This window comes from Microcoleus sp. AT9b-C3 (assembly GCF_036705485.1).
GTDB lineage: Bacteria > Cyanobacteriota > Cyanobacteriia > Cyanobacteriales > Microcoleaceae > Microcoleus.
Genome location: NZ_JAUBUR010000015.1, coordinates 60714 through 80487 on the forward strand (window position 1 = coordinate 60714; position 19774 = coordinate 80487).

At 46.0% G+C, this 19774-nt stretch carries 17 protein-coding genes and 1 tRNA gene; 12 read left to right on the forward strand and 6 right to left on the reverse strand.

Annotated elements, in window-relative coordinates:
- Nucleotides 1-141: 141 nt before the first annotated feature.
- Together QUB77_RS31750 and QUB77_RS15480 are read right to left on the reverse strand one after the other, a co-directional pair.
- Nucleotides 142-279: a zinc ribbon domain-containing protein gene (locus tag QUB77_RS31750; protein ID WP_445251748.1), complete on the reverse strand. Its 138-nt coding sequence runs from the start codon at nt 277-279 to the stop codon at nt 142-144.
- A 672-nt stretch (nt 280-951) separates the two neighbouring features.
- Nucleotides 952-1677, reverse strand: a complete 726-nt coding sequence (locus QUB77_RS15480; protein WP_006631881.1) for a hypothetical protein — start codon at nt 1675-1677, stop codon at nt 952-954.
- 508 nt (nt 1678-2185) lie between these two features.
- Here QUB77_RS15480 and QUB77_RS15485 point away from each other — a divergent pair.
- The 6 genes from QUB77_RS15485 to QUB77_RS15510 all read left to right on the forward strand — a co-directional run bounded on the left by QUB77_RS15485 (nt 2186) and on the right by QUB77_RS15510 (nt 7021).
- On the forward strand, nt 2186-2737 hold the full coding sequence (locus QUB77_RS15485; protein ID WP_242725747.1) for a GNAT family N-acetyltransferase: 552 nt from the start codon (nt 2186-2188) through the stop codon (nt 2735-2737).
- A 495-nt stretch (nt 2738-3232) separates the two neighbouring features.
- Nucleotides 3233-3306, forward strand: a tRNA-Pro gene (locus tag QUB77_RS15490).
- Between the two features lie 151 nt (nt 3307-3457).
- Nucleotides 3458-4294 carry a Tic22 family protein gene (locus tag QUB77_RS15495; RefSeq protein ID WP_333323262.1) on the forward strand — a complete coding sequence of 279 codons (837 nt, stop codon included), beginning with the start codon at nt 3458-3460 and terminating at the stop codon, nt 4292-4294.
- A 147-nt stretch (nt 4295-4441) separates the two neighbouring features.
- Nucleotides 4442-5419 carry a peptide chain release factor N(5)-glutamine methyltransferase gene (gene prmC / locus QUB77_RS15500; RefSeq protein ID WP_333323264.1) on the forward strand — a complete coding sequence of 326 codons (978 nt, stop codon included), beginning with the start codon at nt 4442-4444 and terminating at the stop codon, nt 5417-5419.
- Between the two features lie 47 nt (nt 5420-5466).
- Nucleotides 5467-6060: an L-threonylcarbamoyladenylate synthase gene (locus QUB77_RS15505; protein ID WP_333174467.1), complete on the forward strand. Its 594-nt coding sequence runs from the start codon at nt 5467-5469 to the stop codon at nt 6058-6060.
- A gap of 25 nt (nt 6061-6085) precedes the next feature.
- On the forward strand, nt 6086-7021 hold the full coding sequence (locus QUB77_RS15510; protein ID WP_333323266.1) for a HAMP domain-containing sensor histidine kinase: 936 nt from the start codon (nt 6086-6088) through the stop codon (nt 7019-7021).
- Between the two features lie 163 nt (nt 7022-7184).
- On the opposite strand, the gene QUB77_RS15515 is transcribed toward QUB77_RS15510, so the two are convergent.
- On the reverse strand, nt 7185-7673 hold the full coding sequence (locus QUB77_RS15515) for a GNAT family N-acetyltransferase (protein WP_333100422.1): 489 nt from the start codon (nt 7671-7673) through the stop codon (nt 7185-7187).
- A gap of 497 nt (nt 7674-8170) precedes the next feature.
- Nucleotides 8171-9154 carry a porphobilinogen synthase gene (gene hemB / locus QUB77_RS15520; RefSeq protein WP_333174462.1) on the reverse strand — a complete coding sequence of 328 codons (984 nt, stop codon included), beginning with the start codon at nt 9152-9154 and terminating at the stop codon, nt 8171-8173.
- A gap of 441 nt (nt 9155-9595) precedes the next feature.
- Between hemB and QUB77_RS15525 the strand changes: the two genes are divergently transcribed.
- Complete coding sequence (locus QUB77_RS15525; protein ID WP_333174460.1) at nt 9596-10588, forward strand: DUF1517 domain-containing protein; 993 nt, start codon at nt 9596-9598, stop codon at nt 10586-10588.
- Nucleotides 10589-10918: 330 nt separating this feature from the next.
- Nucleotides 10919-11473: a cyclic nucleotide-binding domain-containing protein gene (locus tag QUB77_RS15530; RefSeq protein WP_333174458.1), complete on the forward strand. Its 555-nt coding sequence runs from the start codon at nt 10919-10921 to the stop codon at nt 11471-11473.
- A gap of 220 nt (nt 11474-11693) precedes the next feature.
- Here the strand turns inward: QUB77_RS15530 and QUB77_RS15535 are convergent, their stop codons facing one another.
- Together QUB77_RS15535 and QUB77_RS15540 are read right to left on the reverse strand one after the other, a co-directional pair.
- Nucleotides 11694-12140 carry a hypothetical protein gene (locus tag QUB77_RS15535; protein ID WP_333174456.1) on the reverse strand — a complete coding sequence of 149 codons (447 nt, stop codon included), beginning with the start codon at nt 12138-12140 and terminating at the stop codon, nt 11694-11696.
- A 325-nt stretch (nt 12141-12465) separates the two neighbouring features.
- Nucleotides 12466-13236, reverse strand: a complete 771-nt coding sequence (locus QUB77_RS15540; RefSeq protein WP_333174454.1) for a hypothetical protein — start codon at nt 13234-13236, stop codon at nt 12466-12468.
- 1058 nt (nt 13237-14294) lie between these two features.
- On the opposite strand from QUB77_RS15540, the gene QUB77_RS15545 reads away from it, so the two are divergent.
- The 4 genes from QUB77_RS15545 (at nt 14295) to uvrA (ending at nt 19590) form a co-directional block, all read left to right on the forward strand.
- Nucleotides 14295-14993: a class I SAM-dependent methyltransferase gene (locus QUB77_RS15545; RefSeq protein WP_333174452.1), complete on the forward strand. Its 699-nt coding sequence runs from the start codon at nt 14295-14297 to the stop codon at nt 14991-14993.
- Between the two features lie 364 nt (nt 14994-15357).
- Nucleotides 15358-15990, forward strand: coding sequence for a 7-carboxy-7-deazaguanine synthase QueE (locus tag QUB77_RS15550; protein WP_333174450.1), 633 nt, complete (start codon nt 15358-15360; stop codon nt 15988-15990).
- 122 nt (nt 15991-16112) lie between these two features.
- Nucleotides 16113-16556 carry a retroviral-like aspartic protease family protein gene (locus tag QUB77_RS15555; protein ID WP_333174448.1) on the forward strand — a complete coding sequence of 148 codons (444 nt, stop codon included), beginning with the start codon at nt 16113-16115 and terminating at the stop codon, nt 16554-16556.
- Nucleotides 16557-16629: 73 nt separating this feature from the next.
- On the forward strand, nt 16630-19590 hold the full coding sequence (gene uvrA / locus QUB77_RS15560) for an excinuclease ABC subunit UvrA (protein ID WP_333174446.1): 2961 nt from the start codon (nt 16630-16632) through the stop codon (nt 19588-19590).
- Nucleotides 19591-19774 lie beyond the last annotated feature (184 nt).

Below are 19774 nucleotides of genomic sequence, written 5' to 3' on the forward strand. Positions count from 1 at the left end.
TGTTTACCTCATCTACCCAAGAAGCGCTATAAGTAAGCCAAAAAGACTCAACTTTACCGATTTAGCGCTTACTTCTTGCTGCAACGCGCTGTCTTAAGCGGACGCTACAAGATTTTTGTCCACTTCACTGCCAATCTTGGCCTAGCTTGTGCTTTTATGCGATCGCCATAGAATAAATATTCTTTCAAACCAACGTTCTATGTTTTTTGCAGCATTCAAATTTCTGTCTGCTGTATGAGCGCAATCGGGACATACATGAGCGCGATTTTTTAAGGGCATTTTGCGGCAATAATTCCCCAGTTTTAGTCAATTTAGAAATCGTAAACCCTCGGTATCTCTGTGTCAGTTTAGAGCACAAATATTTGGCTATTTGAGTCAAAGATTAAATTCGTACCTTCTAAACTTAACTATTGAACAAGCAAAATTTTGATTATTCAACAATGCTTTAATTTATCAATCTCTAGCTAACTACTCGTCATTATACCTAGTTAAAAGCGAGGCATTGCGTAATTTTTTGGAATATTTTTTGCGGATATTTGCGATTTTTGCGTGTATTTTCGCGAGCTGATTTTACAAACTAAAAAAGTCAGGACTATAGCAATCCTCGCATCATTTGTGAATTTCTTACTCCCTCCCTGCGGGTTCGGGGAGGGTTGGGGTGGGGTAAAAAAATTACGACTCCTGCAAGGATTGCTATATTGCTGGTTAAACTCCCCTATTTATCTGGCACGTCTTTTCTATTAGGGCGGCTATTTCTATAGAGAAAGTACGCCATCAAACTTCAAAAGCTTGACAACATCGTTTCTGCGTCTCCCATATTTACGAGAACCGCTATCTACACTCGTTTGTACGAACAATGTTGCCGATCTTTTTACCCTCTCTCACTGGAAAACTTCTGCAAACTAATGTCTACTTATAGAAATCTAGTTATTTAGGGATCGGCCGCTTGCCCTAAAATCGCTCGCCCAGCAATCTTTGTCGCACCCCCTCAGCGATTTTCTGCCCCAAATACTCGGGAATTAAACTTTCATTGGGCCCCAACAAGTAGAGAATTAGGCGAGTTCGCCCCCGCCAAACCAGCAAATTAGCATTTACGACCAACAAATCCTCTTGCCAGATGGCATACATAACTTTGTAAAAAAGTCCAGGTTGATTATCTGCTTCAATCAGCAAAGCTGGCAAGTGGAAAACCGGATCGACGTAGAATTCAGTTGCCACATCTTCCAAACCCGCGTCTAAATTAAATTCCACCGCCAACATCTCTTCAACCTCAAAATGCCCCGCCAAGGCCTCTCGAACGGCTCTACAGACGTTTTCTGCTGTTTTATCTGCCAATACCTTGCCACCGCGAGATACGACCAATTTGATAAATACCAGCATGGGCGGGTAAATTTGACCGTACAGACTCAGACTGTGAATTGTCAGTCCGTAGGCCGCGAGCACTCCAAAAATATCGCTCAGTAGAAAAGACTGGTTCCGGTAAGCAAAATGCAGGGCACTTTTGTTACCTTCGGCTCGGATTTCGATGACTGCTTGCCGAGTTTTGTAAAGCTGGTAAGCTAATTTGAGGTTTTGCAACTGGATTTCGCTGCTGACAAATTGCTCATAAAACTGCGGAAACGCTCGGTTAAAGCGCTTGAGGAGTTCTAGTGTAGATGGTTTTAAACCCGAAGCCATAATTGAGGAGAAGGTGCGGGAGATATACGAGGTATTGACTCTTCCATGCCTTATGGCAATGGGATTTTCGATTCGACGATTCGACTTAAATTGTGCCCGTCTCCTCACTAAAAGCAAAAATCAAATCTGTGTGAGAACTTATCACGAGAATGTCACCGTTGCGCCATTCCAGTGGTATTTCCCACCAAGGGTATAAGTTCCGGCGCGATCGGCGGCACTCAAAAGAAGCATTTCTCAAAATGCCTCAGTCCTAGTTCGGCAACAAATTTTACCTTAAAAGCGGGTTGTCCGGGCATTGGTTAGCAGAACAGTTCTACCAAACTTGACAGAATCAAAAAAGCGCAGACTCAATGTTGGACGACAAATCCCTGTTTTCGGCGTAAGATGAGTGTACCGTAAACTGTTCCTCAAGAGGCTACCGGCAATTGATCCTACGCCGATCGGAGTGGGCTTATCTGTCGGGTTCTCTTTCTCGTCGTCCAACTTCTACTACCTTAACCGCGCCTGCATGGGTTTTTGGAAAAACTTATTTAGTAGTTCTGAGTCTGCCTCTGTACCCCAAACAGCGGATTTTGAGGAAGATGTGGCTGTTGGGTTAGGCGATCCGCTTTCCCCAACGTTTCGCAAGCCCGCCAGCGGCAACGCTCGCATCTTTTTCAGTTGCGATCGGGACATTGACCTCTACGAACTCGAAGAACTTTGTAATGCAGTGGGTTGGTCCCGCCGTCCTCTGCGTAAAGTCAAAAAAGCTATTGTGCACAGCTTCCTAGTCGTCTCTATGTGGGAGATGCGGGGCAGCCAGCGACGGCTGGTGGGTTTCGCCAGAGCGACTTCAGACCATGCTTTTAATGCCACGCTTTGGGATGTGGTAGTTCATCCTGACTACCAAGGCAAAGGCATGGGCAAGGCGCTGATGAAATACATCATTAAAAAACTCCGCAGTGAAGATATCAGCAACATTACCTTATTTGCTGACCCTCAAGTGGTGGACTTTTACCGCAATTTGGGGTTTATGTCCGATCCAGAGGGGATTAAAGGTATGTTTTGGTATCCAGATTAGCAAGCGAGGTGCAGGTCGGCGTTGATTTGTTGAGGATATACAATACAATATTGACGCTGACAACACTGAATGCACCTGTGCGCTGTGGTCAGTTAGGCTTTGATGTATCTCGGCATCAGGGCCGTTATGAAGCTGTGCAAGTATTGTCAGTCGATTTGAGATTTGACACTTCGGCGAAACATTAGGCGAGTGATTCAGACGATCGGCGCTCAGTCGAGGGGTCAAGTCCCCGTCAGTCGAGTTGCCCTCAGTCGAAGGAACTATTTGAGATTTGAGATTTATTCCACAGATGAATCTGGGAGCTTGAACTAGGGTCTAAAATTGTGAGCAGCTAACGACAGGAGTAAGTGGCACGGTATCCGTTTTTGGGTGGGGTCAAACCGCACACCCTGAAAAAAACTTCGCCTTAGCTGCATCGAGAGCTAAATATTGAATAAAGCTTGACAAGCAAGCGGTTTTGTGTGTTAATAGTTAGATGTTAGCTAACTATAAAACCGGGATGTAGCGCAGCTTGGTAGCGCGCCTGCTTTGGGAGCAGGATGTCGCAGGTTCAAATCCTGTCATCCCGATCGCACAATGTTAAATAATATATTGAAGCATAACTGTCTCTGATGTTTACATTTTGTCAAATGAAAACAAATGGAGGCAGTTTTTGCTGATCGTGTTAAGTCGCCAGTCTTTGCGTTAATGTGTTTCAGGATCGCTCCTGATGGAAAAAACATGAAATCATTAGTTCGTTTGGGCGCAATATTGGGAATTGTCGGCTGCACTCTGCTGGGCCCCTCCCCAATTGGCAAGATGTCTGCACTGGCACTGCCGGAGCCGCAAATTTTGGAAAAATTGCGCTCGGTGCCGGTATTTACGATTACAGACGCTCAGGGTGCGCCCCTCGTCGCTTCTGTTCCCAAGCAGGGTCAGGGTCAAACTGGTAATGCTTCCGTGGCGGGAATTTTCATCAGTCAGAAAGATGCTCAAGCTTTTGTCGATCAACTGAAAACCAAAAATCCTCAGTTGGCGGCCTCGGTGCGCGTGATGCCGGTGTCGCTGGGGGAAATTTATCAGATCACTCAAGCAAATAAAGGCAAGCCGGAGGAAGTGCAATTTGCTTTCGTTCCGGCTCCGCAGCAGGTGCAGTCGGCTAAAACTGTACTTCAGCAGACTGGTCAACAAGTTAACGAGTTCAACGGTGTACCTCTGTTTTTGGCCAGAGGCGGTGCGGAAAATGGTTATTTGACGATTCAGCGGGGCCAGCAAGAGGTGATTCCTTTGTTTTTTAACAAGGAGGATTTACAGGGCATGGTCGATCGTTTTAAGCAGCAGCAGCCGAACGTGACCGCCACAATTAAGATTGAGGTGGTGAACTTGGAGAGCGTTTTGGAAGCTTTGCGTACAGAGAACGACCCGTTTTTGACCCAAATGATTTTGATTCCGTCGCGGGAGTCGCTGGAATTTGTGCGATCGCTCCAACCTGCTGGTGCGGGCCAAAATCCACAGGTGGCTCCGGCTCCAGCTCGGCCCGCTCCTGCCTCTCCGGCTCCAGCTCGACCGGCTCGCTAATAGTTAGCCAGCAGTCATTAGTCATTAGTTATCAGTCATTAATTAGTAGGTTGGGTTCCTTGACTCAGCCTACTATTTACCAATTACTAATTACCAGTTAGCAATTGCGAATTACCAATTAACAATTACCGATTACTAAAAAGCCTTATGTTTGTTTCTGGTTTAGAGCTTTGGCAGTGGGTGAATCAAGCTAAAACAGAGGCGATTACCTATGACATTCCCCTAGCAGAAATCGACTGGCTGCTGCAAGAGCTGGCTGGTTTGGATAGGTTGGCTCTGCGTTTGGAGTCGTTTAAAGATTGGCCAAAAATTGAATTAAAGTTGTCTTTATCTGAACTTGTTCAATTGTGGCAGCGGCGCTTGCAAGAACGGGTGCCGGTGCAGTATTTAACGGGAGTTGCACATTGGCGGCATTTTGCGCTCAAAGTAACGCCGGCGGTGCTAATTCCGCGTCCTGAAACGGAATTGCTGATCGATGTGGCTGTAGAAGCTGTTAAAAGGCCTTTAGAAGCAGAAAATATCAATCAAAAATCTACCCCCCCCACCAAATTAGTAAGGGGGGGAGAAGATTTAAACTTCTGGGAGCTTCGGGGGGGAGAATTTGCCAAATCGCATTGGGTGGATTTGGGGACAGGCAGCGGGGCGATCGCGATCGGCTTGGCTTCTGCGTTGACAAATGCTACGGTTTATGCGGTAGATTGCAGTTCGGAAGCTTTGGCAGTTGCTCGACTGAATGCTGAGAATTTGGGTTTTGGATCGCGAATTAATTTTTATCAAGGTTTGTGGTGGGAACCGCTAGCATTTCTCAAAGGTCAAGTCAGCGGCATGGTGTCTAACCCGCCTTACATCCCCAGCAGCACGGTTCTGACCCTGCAACCGGAAGTTTTGAAGCACGAACCTCATCTGGCCTTAGACGGCGGTTTTGACGGGTTAGAGTGCATCCGGCATTTGGTAGAAACGGCTCCCGATTATTTAGAATCGGGGGGAGTTTGGTTGATTGAGATGATGGCGGGACAGGCTGAGGCGGTAGCTGATATGCTGCAAAGTCACGGGAGTTATGGCAAAGTTCAGATATTTGCTGATTTAGCAGGAATCGATCGGTTTGCCTTAGCCTACCGTCTTTAGGTTTCAAGAATAGGCAGCAAATTCTAAAATCTTAAATCTAAAATGGCATGACACAAGTTTCGATAAATGCCTTAGTTGAAGGGGCAATTTCTGGTAATCATATCGTCAGTTTTCCTACAGATACTGTACCCGCTTTGGCTGCGCGTCCCGATCGCTCGGAGTTGATTTTTGCAGCTAAACGTCGCAGTCAAGACAAACCGTTGATTTTGATGGCAGCATCAGCAGAGGCTTTGTGGCCTTACGTGCAGGGAAGTCCAGCAGAGTTCAACTTGTGGCAGCAAGTAGCCGCATCCTATTGGCCGGGGGCGTTAACTTTGGTGCTGCCGGCTTCGCCAAAAGTCCCGGCGGCGATGAATCCCATCGACCCGATTACAATCGGAATACGAGTGCCTAACTTTCCCCTTGCCCTAAAGATTCTAGAGCAGACAGGCCCTTTGGCTACTACCAGTGCCAATTTATCCGGTCAGCCGCCTCTGGAGTCGGTGGCAGAAATTGAGGCTGTGTTTCCCGAAGTCTTGACATTAGTTCCTTCTGAATTAGCAACAGTGGCAACAGCTTCGAGTTTGCCTTCCACTGTGGCTAAATGGACGGGCAGCGAGTGGGAAATATTGCGACAAGGCGCGATCGAGTTAGAATGCTAAAAGCTAAACTCCAAGGCAAAGCAATATGGCGCCGATCGGCTGGAGCAACTTTATATATTTAGGTATGGGACTGGGGCTGGGTTTGGGAAGCAGTTTGATTTGGCGCCTGCGGCAAAAAAGCTCGCAACAGCCCGAACCTGCGCCCAAAGTAGCCCCACCTCCTCAAGAAATTCACTTAGAGAAGTTTGATGCCCTTTCTGACCAACTTAAGCAAACTCAATTGGCTTATCAGATGGCATCGGAGATGTGCCAATTTAAGGCTGGTTTTTTGGCTCGAACTTCTCACGAGTTGCGATCGCCCCTGAGCACTATGATTGGTACGCTGCAATTAATTCTCTCGGATTTGTGCGACGATCCTGCTGAGGAACGAGAGTTTGTCGAGCAAGCTCACGCCGCGGCACTCAAGCTGGTGAAATTAATAGATGAAATTATCTCTGTTGCTAAAACTGAACACGGCACTGAAAGGATGGATATTGAGCCGATTCAGTTAGCTAAGGTTTTTGACGAGGTTGATGATTTAACTTACTTGCAAGCTGCTAATCGCGGCATTCGTTTGGAGATATTGGCGCCAGATTCGGGGATTTATGTATTGGCAGATTTGCCGAGGTTTAGGCAAGTTTTAGTCAATTTGGTAGATACTGCTGTTGCTCAGATGGAGGAGGGGAGTATTTCTGTTTCTGCCCATGCTTCGCTGGAATCTGGATGCGTTCACATTTGGGTGGACGATCAGCGTTCAGTGAGTGCTTGGAGCGAGTCTTGGGATTTGCTGAAGCACGATTTGGAGTGTGATGTTACTAAGAGCAGCGATAATTCTCAGGTGTCTTCTGGAATGAGGTTATTGATGAATCAGACTCTTTTAAGTTTGATGAGCGGAAAGTTGGAGGTTCTGGCTGTGCCTTCTGAGTCCGAAGAGTGCAATTTTAACCGGACTCAGTGTTCTATTCCTTTGGCAAGTTTGTGATGAAGAAAGTTCGGCAACTCATTTGCTAAGGAATGTAACCGATGTAACGGATTTAACAGAGGTCGGGAAGAGAGAAGAGAAAAGAGGGAAATTATTAATAGGGAGTAAGGTGCGCATTGCGCACCCTACATATTATAGACTTTGGTGCAATTTTTGTGCAGATTTAACAATTAGCAGTTAGCAATTCGCCGTTGCTAATTTCTAATTCGAGATTCTCTTCTAGAAGCTGATTTTCAAGTACCATTGTGGTGCTAGCGTTTTTCTGAAAACCGATGCGCTCGTAGAAGCTTTGTTTGTAAGTTGTCATCAGGTAAACTCGCTCTACTCGGCACATCCGAGGGTGACTCAAGACTGTTTGCACTAATTTACGGCCGAGTCCTGCACCTTGGTAATCCGGGTGAATGGCGACATCCCAGATGGTGGCTCGATAGATCCCGTCTGAGGTGGCTCTGGCAAAGCCGATCGCCCGTGAGCCGTCCCAAACTGTAACAACGGGTTCGCTGTTGGCGATCGCAATTTCCCAATCTTCTATTTTGCGTTCCCTCGCCCAAAAGGCGGCGGCTTTAAATAGTTCTTGGATCTGTACGATGTCGGCGCGATCGCGACCTATACAAAATTGAATGTGACTGGAATCCCTAGTCGTTGATGTCATGCTCAATCTGCCTTCAAGTTGTATCTAAACTGTGTTACTTTTACTTTCTTAGCGGGTATCGTTGATTTTGCTTGGGAACGATCAATGATTTAATTCCCGATTTACAAAACTATTTTTATTCATACATATTTTCTAACTAATTTCGGTGATTATTAATACTTTTTGGGGCAATTTTTGTAAAAAAGTCTTTGACTCAAAATTCCCAACTTATAATTCCTACCACTTGACATTTGAGATTTGAGATTTGAGATGGGAATGACTGATTTGGTATGGGTTTAGAGTTCGCTTACAGAGAAACCATTTTTTTTGTAGTTACAGCCCACCGCACTGACAAAAAACCCGGTTTCTGAAAGTCTTGATGCGTAAGTGAGAGCTTAATATATGCCGTAATGGCTCAAAAATCATCTATCGATCGAGAGAGGTGTTGACTCCACGGGAACACCCGAAGATTGTGCTGTGGAGTCAATTGTTTAATCTCAAATCTCAAATAGAGTGAATCAGTTTTTCAGCCAGCGGGCTGCGTCTTTGGCGTGATAAGTCAAAATCAAATCAGTACCAGCACGCTTGAATCCTGTCAAAGTTTCCATCACTACTCTTTCTTCATCTATCCAACCGTTGAGGGCCGCGGCTTTCACCATCGCATATTCTCCAGAAACGTTGTAAGCAGCAACTGGCAGGTTAGTTGCTTCCTTCACGCGCCAGATGATATCCATATAAGCTAAAGCGGGTTTAACCATGAGCATATCGGCGCCTTCGGCAATGTCGAGAGCAATTTCTTTAAGAGCTTCGCGACCGTTTCCTGGGTCCATTTGATAGGTGCGCCGATCGCCAAATTGCGGAGCAGAATCGGCCGCATCCCGGAACGGGCCATAATAAGCTGAGGCATATTTTGCCGCGTAAGACATGATGGGAATATCTTCAAATCCAGCACTGTCCAATCCTTCGCGAATTGCTCCGACAAAACCGTCCATCATTCCCGAAGGTGCGATAATATCTGCACCGGCTTTAGCTTGAGCAACTGCGGTTTTCTTCAGCAATTCTAGTGTGGGATCGTTCAATACGCGACCGCTTAAATCTCCGACTTCCAAATAGCCGCAGTGACCGTGACTGGTATATTCGCACAGACAAGTATCGACCATGACGATTAAATCTGGTACGGCTTTTTTAACTGCTTCCGTCGCTTGTTGGACGATGCCGCAGTCGTGCCAAGCACCTGTAGCATCTGTGTCTTTATCTGCGGGAATGCCGAATAAAATAATAGCAGGAATGCCGAGGTCGTAGACTTCTTTTGCTTCTTCTACTATTTTGTCTACCGATAGCTGGTAAACTCCCGGCATCGATGTGACTTCTTTAGCAAAAGCTTCCCCCGGTACGGCAAATAGGGGGTAAATTAAATCGCTGGTTGTCAAGATATTTTCGCGTACCATCCGGCGGAGTTGGGGATGGTTGCGGAGGCGGCGGGGGCGGTGAGTTGGAAACATAATGTTTTTTTTACGGTAGATAAAGCCCTGTTTTTGAGGACTCGCGGCGTTTCTTTAAAAGTCTAAAGCTTATTGTTGGCCGATCGCCCTCTACTTAAGTAAAGTTCTGTAAAACCCAGGATGTCGATTGTTTGTAGTAACTGAGATGTTGCACCATTCTCAATAACCATTTTAGGGGCGGGCTAGAAGATCCCACCCCGTAATCTCCACAGGAAATTCAGTCTTTGACAGAACAGGCACGAAAGCAGGCTCTTGAGAATGGTGCAAGAATTAAGTAGTAAGGAATGCAAGTCCTTTCTAGCTTTTCTCGTTTGCAGACTCATGCCTAGCTGTGGTTGGATAGGTTGGTACGGATATCTCGCTGGCTTCATACCTATAACCAGGCTGCCCAGAAGCGAGGATAGACTGTAAATTATAAATGTATCGAATAGTAACGGTCTTATGTACAAGCAACTAATTTCAAAGATCAAACCGCTTTTGAAATCACTATTTGCGATCGGTCTGGTACTGACGCTAGCCCTCGGTAACGCTGATGGAGCTCTGGCTGCCCGCAGCGGAGGACGCATCGGCGGCGGATCTTTTAGTGCTCCGGCGCGCAGTTACTCGTCTCCTAGTCGCACTTACGCGCCGTCGGGAGGGGGCTACTACCCAGGCGGCTATGGTGGCGGCTTTGGGGGTGGCTTCGGTTTCCCGTTCTTGCTGCCGTTTTTTGGCTTTGGGGGCGGGTTTGGCGGCCTGTTCTCGATTTTGATTTTTATCTCGATTGCTAATTTCCTCGTCCAAAGCTTCCGCCGCGCCGGGGGCGGAACTGACGAACTAGGCAACAGCGCCCCCACTACGACGGTATCTGTCGCCCGCTTGCAAGTTGGTTTGCTAGCAGAGGCCCGTGGTTTGCAAGCCGAACTCGACGCCCTAGCGCGAAAAGCGGATACCGATACCGCGACGGGTCGCGCTCAAGTGCTGCAAGAATCTACTCTGGCGCTGCTGCGGCATCCTGAATACTGGGCTTACGCGGGCGCTGAATCTGTGCAAACTCGCTTGGAAGCAGCCGAAGCTAAGTTTAATCAATTTTCTTTGGCAGAACGCAGTAAATTTACTGAAGAAACGCTGTCGAATTATAACAATCAGCTCCGGCAAGCAGGGAGCAGCAATATCCTGCCAGGTATGCAGGAAAATGGGGCGCTGGTTGCTTCTGATTTGAATTCAGAGCCTGGGGAATTTATTGTGGTGACGGTGATTGTCGGTACTCAAGGTAAATTGCAATTGCCAGCAGTGAAAAACTCTGAAGATTTGCGCCAAGCTTTGCGTCAGATTGGGGGAGTATCGAGCGAGCAGTTGCTGGCGGTTGAGGTGCTGTGGACTCCTCAAGCCAACGGGGACACTCTGACTGCTGACGATATGTTGGCCGGCTATCCTGATTTACGATCGATTTAGTGAGCAAGACTGGGCGCGGAGCATTGTCTGTCGCGCCCCATCTCGTCTCACAAGCTGTGTGGACGAACCCGATGGCTTTTGAGACGGGCATTGGGCGGGATGTTGGAGAGGTCGATCGAGTTAAAGAAGATTGTTTAACAAATGCTAGTATTGAGAGATTCTGATTCAGCGTGATTCATCTGCTATGGGCAAAGGCTGCTCGATAGGGGTTTTGCGAAGAAGTTAGGCAGGATAAAAAAACTGTATTCAGCGAGGACTGCTTCGGAAGAAGTTGCGATCGCGCGCCATCTAAATTTTATATAAAGAAGAAGCGATCGAGAGCTAAAAGTTATGGCCGACAGCAGCAGAAAAAAAGCACTTTTTATTTTGAGCCAGTTAAATAATGACGATATCAACTGGATCGTCAATAAAGGCAAAAAGGAAGTTTTAGATCCAGGCGGGATTTTGATACATGAAGGGAGACAGATAGATGCGCTCTACATTGTTTTGAATGGGAGTTTGAGCGTTTTGATCGAGGCTGAGCGAACTAGAGAACTCGCTAAAATAGCCAGCGGAGAACTGGTGGGAGAAGTCTCTTTCATTGACGCTCGCCCTCCTTTGGCAACGGTGAAGGCAATCGAAGAAACTCACTTGCTGGCAATTCCTAGGCGGCAGTTAGTAATCAAACTTCAAAACGATATGGGCTTTGCTTCCCGGTTTTATTATGGAATTTCACTGTGTCTGGCAGACAGGATGCGCGGTACGATCCGACATATAGAATATGGTCGCAATATTGAATTAGATCGACCCGAATTTGAAAGAGAGGATATCAATCCTAACGTCCTGGAAAATTTGGCGCTAGCTGAGGCTAAGTTTAATTGGCTGAGGGAAAATGTTAAAGCTTGAGGAATTTTAAGGCGTTTTTGAGCTGGGTGTGAAAACTTGCCGATTGATACGGTAATTGAGAGATGTACGATGTAATCTCTCAACTCAAAAAACCGATATGCAAAACAAAATAGGGGGGGCTGTACCGGAAATATCGATCGATAACTGCCGGAACTATAAAAACCCGCCCCTTTGCTTTGCAGTTGCCATTTCGCGCGCTGAAACGCAACTACCACAAAATCTAGATAATTCCCGGCCCTTTGCCGCGGGTATCTGCATCCATTGTCAGTTTTCCTTCCTCGCCTCTTTTATCTTTGACTTCTGCGAGAATTCGAGCGCGTTCTGCAGCTTCAGCTTCTTCTTTTGCTCTCAAATCGCCCGGTTCGTTGATGTACATTTCCGGTTCGATCGCGTAATTGTTAACTAGACCTTCTTTGTCTACTGTATAACCATCTGTAGTGTGAATGCTTTCGTCATCGGTTTGGTCATCTGTTTTGGCACTTTTCTGCTTCCCTTCGGTGGTTGTGTGCATGAAGTTAGCGCCTTCCCGTTCTTGCCGCGCTGCTGTCTCGGCAGGAGTAATGCCCCTGTCGTAGTGGGGGGCTTCCATATTGGCTTCGATTTGTTCGTCCGCCGGTGTTGATTTGCTAACTTCTTCTTTGGGGGGTATTGGTTGGCGATTAGTCATGATTTATTCCTGAGTTATCTTTTCAAAAAGGTCTTTGGCTTATGTTTAAATATTAAGTCAAAGCTAGCTCATTCACAAACTATCTTTGGTTATAGTTTGCTAAAAATTGCTGTTAGGGAAAATACCTTGATTTAGTCTTCCTGAAGACTGAGCGAATTCTATTTTTATTATAAAATTAACTATCTGCGAGTATTTGGCATCTATCTAAAGATATGGAATGGGGAATGGGGAATTGGGCATTGGGCATCGGGCATCGGGCATTGGTAACTAATGACAACAGTCAACAGTCAACTGTCAACAGTCAACTGTCAACTATCAACTGACTTTACGATTCTTTAAAGAAGCGAATGATTTCGCGGACGTGGTTGAGAAATTGTCCGTCATCGGTGAGTTGGGCGATCGCACTTTCTGCATCTCTTCTCAGTTTAGTATGTTCGGCCTGATTTGTCGCTTGCAAAGATTGTAGAGATGCGGATACAGTAGTTAATTCTCTTCTGATAGCTTCTCGTTCCCGATTTTGGACAGCCACCCACGAATTCGGATTGTCTGAACTTATTTGATTTGCCAAATCTTTAACTGTAGATTCTAATTGTGCAAAGCGGCTGCGGAGTTCGACAATATCTTCACGGGGGTGCAAAAATTGACGGCGAATCATTGTCAGCCGCTGGGCTAAATACTGATAACCTCGGATAGCTGGACGCAGTACAGTTAACAGCAGTGCAGCAGCGGAACTGAGATAGCCAATAGCACTAATTCCGGCGGCAGCTAGGGCGTAAAGTGCGATCGCGCTAACCAGGTGAAGTGCGATCGCCACAAAGAGCGATCGGCTAACTAATACAGTAACGTATTGGAGTTGTTCCCGATCGACAGCAATGTTTTTTTTAGTCGATTCTGCGGCTTGCGCTAAAACTTCTTTAGCTTCAAAATGGATATTCCAGGGAACTGTAACTATCAGCAACAGCCATTCAAAAATAGCAATGGCAATTACCCAATCAATAAAACTGCCGGCAGAGACGTGCAGCCATTGCAGAATGGCAAAAACTAGCAGCAAAAATATGCCTGTGACGGCACCAAAACCTGCGAAAGTGTAATACATAGCGATGCCTTGGTAGAAGGTTGTTTTGATTGTGGGTAGGTGTTTTAGGTCTGGAGTAATAAACTGTGACAGTTAAGTGAGCGTCCTATTAATCCCGGTTCATTAGTTATGAGTAAAAGTGCAGAGCAAGGGTGGCGACAAACCTGTTTTTTCCCACAAATACTTGCTCTACCTCAATCGTGGAAGGTAGTTGAGATTTGAGGGTAGGTTGTTTAGGTATGGATTCATAAGGTGTGACAGTTAAGAAATCGTCCTATTGAACCCAGTTTATTAGTGATTAGTAATACTCAGGAAGACAAGAGTTCCCAGAGGCCTGGTTTGTTCCAAGAACATACACGGGCTTGAACCCATCCATAAGAGTTCATTAAATGAAACGGTTTGCTGGTTTGGAAGTGCGTAATCCCTCAATAATTACTCATTGGCGATTAAGTAGAGCGACACAAAAAACTTGACAATGTAACAAAATGTAAACGAATCACAAGCTCTGGGATTGCTTCATTTCACTGGCAATGACATACTTATGTTTTTCGCAGTTCGTCTACTTCGTAATCAGGATGAAGTCAATCGATTTTAGATTTTAGATTTTAGATTTTAGATTTTAGAATTGAAGCATTGACCCCACGGATGAATCCGGGGGCTTGTATCCTGGATGCTTTCGGTCACTTTCTCCCCTACGGATACCATTTGAGATTTGAGATTTGAGATGGGAAATGGCTGATTATGTATGGGTTTGCAGATTGTATATAGTTGCATTCATTTTTTGAACTGGTATCACTAACGGCGTTAGGCGGTGCTAGTGCTAGAAAAGTAGGAATCTCAAAACGCTCCCTCTATCGATTTTTATTTTCCAGAGGTGCTAAATCACCTGTAGCTGAGATAAACTGATTTGGAAGTAGAGCGCGCGTTTTGCAAGTTGCCTCTGTGTAACCGAGACACTGCTACTGCAACCTGTCATCAGCCACACCAAAATAGGTGCCAAAATTAACTCTACAGTCTCCGATTTCCATTAACAGCGCGTCTACAATCTAAAATCAAAAGTGAGCAGCAAGGACAAACCGATGGCGAACTCAACTCTTGGCCTAGAACATCAACTTTACGATTATCTGTTATCTATTTCTCTGCGCGAGCCAGATATTCTCGCTTCACTACGGGAAGAAACTGCTAAACATCCTATGGCCCAGATGCAGATTGCTCCCGAACAAGGTCAGTTTATGGAGCTCGTGGTGCAGCTTATGGGAGCGACAAAAACCTTAGAAATTGGCGTTTTTACTGGTTATAGCTCGCTGTGCGTAGCTTTGGCGCTGCCTTCAAACGGTCAGATTATTGCCTGCGATGTCAGCGAGGAATATACTGCGATCGCACGACGGTATTGGGAAGCTGCGGGCGTTGCTAATAAGATTTCTTTGCAGTTGGGTCCCGCAATAAATACTCTCGACAAACTAATAGCCGAGGGACAAGCAGGAACCTTTGATTTTGCCTTCATCGACGCCGATAAAGAAAATTATGAGGCTTATTTTGAGCGATCGCTGCAACTTGTACGCAATGGCGGTTTAATTGTAATTGACAATGTTCTGTGGTCTGGAAGAGTTGCTGATCCTCAAGTACAAGACGAAAGCACCACGGCCATTCGTACTTTTAACGACAAATTGCGTAACGATCCCAGAGTTACTCTCAGTGTTGTCCCCATTGCTGACGGGCTGACTTTGGCATTGAAACGCCGCTGGGCTACTCTGATGGAACCTGAACAGGGTAATTAAAGAGTTATTTGCGGTTTGCGGTTCATTTTTAAATTGCCACAAACTGCTAATTATTCAAGCAGATACAAGTCAGTTTTATATATAGAGTAAGGCGCCCGTGCTGCACCTTAGAAATTCAAAAGAATGGAGTAAGGTGCGCATTGCGCACCTACAAAATGATGTATTTTCTAGTTAGGAGTAAGGTGCGCATTGCGCACCCTACAAAATGATGTATTTTTTAGTTAATCACAAAATCATGTATTTTTTAGTTAGGAGTAAGGTGCGCATTGCGCACCCTACAAAATGATGTATTTTTTAGTTAGGAGTAAGGTGCGCATTGCGCACCCTACAAAATGATGTATTTTTTAGTTAATCAGAGGCGCAAATGCTGGGTTCAAATTTACAACTAAAATTACCAATTCATGAAACTTTTCAGTGTACTGTTCAAGGCGAAGGTTACTGGACGGGGACTTTAGTTGATTTTATCAGATTGGCTGGTTGCCCTGTGCGGTGTCCCTGGTGTGACACAGGCTATGCAAATGGGGGCAAAGGTTTGCCGTCTGTACCGCAGTCGATCGCACAATTGCTAGCTCAATTGCAGTCTCCGAGAGTGGTAATTACTGGCGGCGAACCTTTTATACACGGGGATTTGCCGGAGTTAGTTGAAGCTTTGTTAGAAGCTGACAAACAGGTGAGTATTGAAACTTCCGGTGCTTGCTGGCAAGATGTTTCCCCACAAGCTTGGATTACTCTTTCTCCAAAGGAACACGTCAATCCTAAATATCCGGTGCAAGAGATTTTTTGGACTAGAGCCAATGAAATTAAGTTGGTGGTTAGCACTGGCGAAGAAGTTGCATTTTATCACAAGCATTTGCAAAATAATGTGAATATTCCGGTTTTCTTGCAACCCGAATGGAACTCGAAAGATTCCGCAATTCCCATTATCTTAGAATTGCTGAAACAAAATCCTAGTTATAGGTTATCTTTGCAAACTCATAAGTTTATTGGCGTGCAGTAATTTGATCAATTACTCAGAGATATTCGTCAAGTTTGGCGGTGCATAATGGGGAGTGCATCGCCTTACAATATGGGAAAATATGTGCTAAAATTAAAGCAGAAATTTATGATAATCTGAAGATAATGGAAACAACTACGGAAACCCCAATGGGAAAAGTTATCACAACCCTAGTAATTACGAATCGGCTGGATGAAGGGAAAGCCGAAGATAATCTGATTCCAATCGAGCAAGTGAGGTCTGTTACTCTAGAAAATGTTTTAGTGGATACGGGCGCGACAACTTTGTGTTTGCCTAAAGATGTCATCGCCAAACTGGGTTTGAAAATCCTCAAGCAAGTGGTTGTGGAAACTGCCACGGGCATTAGTGAGGCGAGGATTTTTCAAGATGCCAAGATTTCTCTGTGCGGGCGCGAAGGGACTTTTGAGTGTTTGGAATTGTCCGAGGGGAAAACGCCACTTTTAGGCGTGATTCCGATGGAAGCGCTGGGAATTGAAGTGGATTTGAAAAATCAAAGATTGAAAGTTTTGCCCGACGGGCCGACGGAAACTTATTTGACAATTCTTTGATATTCTTGAGTTTGGATGCCAGCTATTCGATCGGCAGCGCTAAGATGGTTAAGCACTGTTTTGCACTACTCTCATGTCCCAACGCGCCGAAACCTCAAACAGCCAGCCAAGTGCATCCCGCAACGGGCATAATGTCACGAATTCTCACTCTCACAACCAAAATACGATTCGGGTTCGCGGTGCGAGACAGCACAACCTGAAAAATATCGATCTGGAACTGCCGCGCGATCGCCTGATCGTTTTTACTGGCGTATCGGGTTCTGGTAAGTCTTCCCTCGCTTTCGATACAATTTTTGCCGAGGGACAGCGCCGCTACGTCGAGTCTCTCAGCGCCTACGCGCGCCAGTTTTTGGGACAGTTGGACAAACCGGATGTGGACGCGATTGAGGGCTTGAGTCCGGCTATTTCGATCGACCAAAAGTCAACTTCTCACAACCCGCGATCGACTGTTGGCACTGTTACAGAAATTTACGATTATCTCAGATTACTCTACGGCAGAGCCGGCGAACCGCACTGTCCGATTTGCGATCGCTGCATTGCGCCGCAGACAATTGATGAAATGTGCGATCGAGTCATGGCACTTCCTGACGGCACTCGCTTTCACCTTCTCGCACCAGTTGTGCGCGGAAAAAAAGGTACTCACCGCAAATTATTGTCGAGTTTAGCTTCCGAAGGATTTATTCGCGTTAAAGTTAACGGAGAAATTTTAGAACTGTCGGAAAATATCGAATTAGATAAAAATCATACGCACAATATCGAGATAGTTGTCGATCGGTTAATTAAAAAACCCGGTTTAGAAGAACGTTTAGTTGATTCTCTGGCAACTTGTTTGCGCCATTCTGAGGGAATTGCGATTATTGAAGAGTTACCGACGGATGAAAATTCCCAACCACAGGGGCCGATCGTATTTTCGGAAAACTTTGCTTGTCCCGAACACGGCGCAGTAATGGAGGAACTTTCCCCTCGGTTATTTTCGTTTAATTCGCCCTACGGCGCGTGCCAAAACTGCCACGGTTTGGGGAGTTTGCGGGCTTTTGCGCCGGAGTTGGTAGTTCCCGACGAGAAAGCGCCTCTTTATTGTGCGATCGCGCCTTGGTCAGATAAAGACAATTCCTATTATCTCTCTTTGCTTTGCAGTATTGCTGATAGTTGTGGGTTTGATATCGACACTCCTTGGTATCGATTAAAGCCCGAACACCAGCGGGTGATTTTGTACGGCAATGAGCAAAAGCGTACCGCAGAAAGTAAAAAGCGCGACGGCAACACTGATTTTAGGAGAGATTTTAATGGCGTAATTTCCATGTTGCAGCGCCAGTACGACGATACTGGTTCCGATCTGATCAAGCAGAAGTTGGAACAGTATCGAGTCGATCGCTCTTGCGAGGTTTGTCACGGCAAACGCTTGAAACCCGAAGCGCTTTCGGTGCGGTTGGGACAGTACGGAATTGTGGATTTAACCAGTATTTCGATTCGCGAATGTCGCGAAAGAGTCAATAATTTGGGATTGAGCGATCGGCAATTCCAAATATCCGATTTAGCCCTGAGAGAAATCAAAGCAAGGCTGCAATTTTTGCTCGATGTCGGGTTAGATTACCTGACTTTAGACCGCGCCGCAATGACGCTTTCTGGCGGAGAAGCCCAGCGAATTCGGCTGGCGACTCAAATCGGTTCTGGTTTGACAGGCGTGCTCTACGTTTTGGACGAACCGAGCATCGGACTGCACCAAAGAGACAATTTTCGCCTGCTGCAAACCTTAACAAAATTGCGCGATTTAGGCAATACTTTGATTGTCGTAGAACACGATGAAGAAACTATGCGAGCGGCCGACCACATTGTCGATATCGGGCCCGGCGCTGGCGTGCACGGCGGCAAAATTATATCGCAAGGAAGTTTAGAAAATTTGCTAACAGCAGAGGAATCTTTGACGGGTGCTTATTTGTCGGGAAAGCGAGTAATTGAAACCCCTAATGAAAGGAGAAAAGGCAACGGCAAAGCTCTTTCAATCACAAATGCGAGGCGCAACAATTTAAAAAATATTGATGTGGAAATTCCGCTGGGAAAACTCGTCTGCGTGACGGGGGTTTCTGGTTCTGGAAAATCAACTTTAATCAATGAATTGCTGTACCCGTCGCTACAACACTATATCACCAAAAAAGTGCCTTTACCACCCGATATGGACGCCCTCAAAACGAAAGGGGAACGCTCTCTAGAGGATGTGGTTGATAAGGTAATTGTAATTGACCAATCTCCGATCGGTCGTACTCCGCGCTCTAATCCCGCTACTTACACGGGAGTCTTTGATGTGATTCGCGATTTGTTTGCCGAAAGCATTGAAGCGAAGGCAAGAGGTTACAAAGCGGGGCAGTTTTCTTTTAATGTGAAAGGGGGAAGGTGCGAAGCTTGCGGCGGGCAAGGCGTGAACGTGATTTCGATGAATTTTCTGCCGGATGTTTACGTGCAGTGTGAGGTTTGCAAGGGTGCACGGTACAACCGGGAAACGCTGCAAGTTAAGTACAAAGGCAAGTCGATTTCTGATGTTTTGAACATGACCGTGGAGGAATCTTTGGAGATGTTTAAAAATATTCCCAGGGCGGGCGCCAGACTGCAAACTTTGGTTGATGTTGGTTTGGGTTACATTCAGTTGGGACAGCCGGCGCCGACGCTTTCTGGGGGCGAAGCGCAGCGGGTAAAATTGGCAACGGAACTGTCTCGCCGCGCTACTGGGAAGACGCTTTATTTAATCGATGAACCGACGACGGGTTTGTCGTTTTATGATGTTCACCATTTGTTAAATGTGCTGCAAAGATTGGTGGATAAGGGTAATTCAATTTTGGTAATCGAACACAATTTAGATGTGATTCGGTGCTGCGATTGGGCGATCGATTTGGGGCCGGAAGGGGGAGATAAGGGCGGCGAAATTATTGTGGCGGGGACGCCGGAGGATGTGGCGGCAAATCAGAGGTCTTATACTGGGAAGTATTTGCAAGCGGTTTTGCAGCAGCATCCTTTAGGGGAGGCTGTAGCTGTTAGTTAATACTAACAGGAATTACGCAATTCTCATAATTAGTAAGGTGCGTCAGATATTTAAACCTTCAATAATTGTTTAAGAAACTCACCTGACGCACCCTACAATTAAAATACTGCGTCCGGTGAGCGCGAACGTTATCTCGCTTGGTTTCTGAGTTGGGACAGTAGACAGCACAAAGCGATCACCAAAA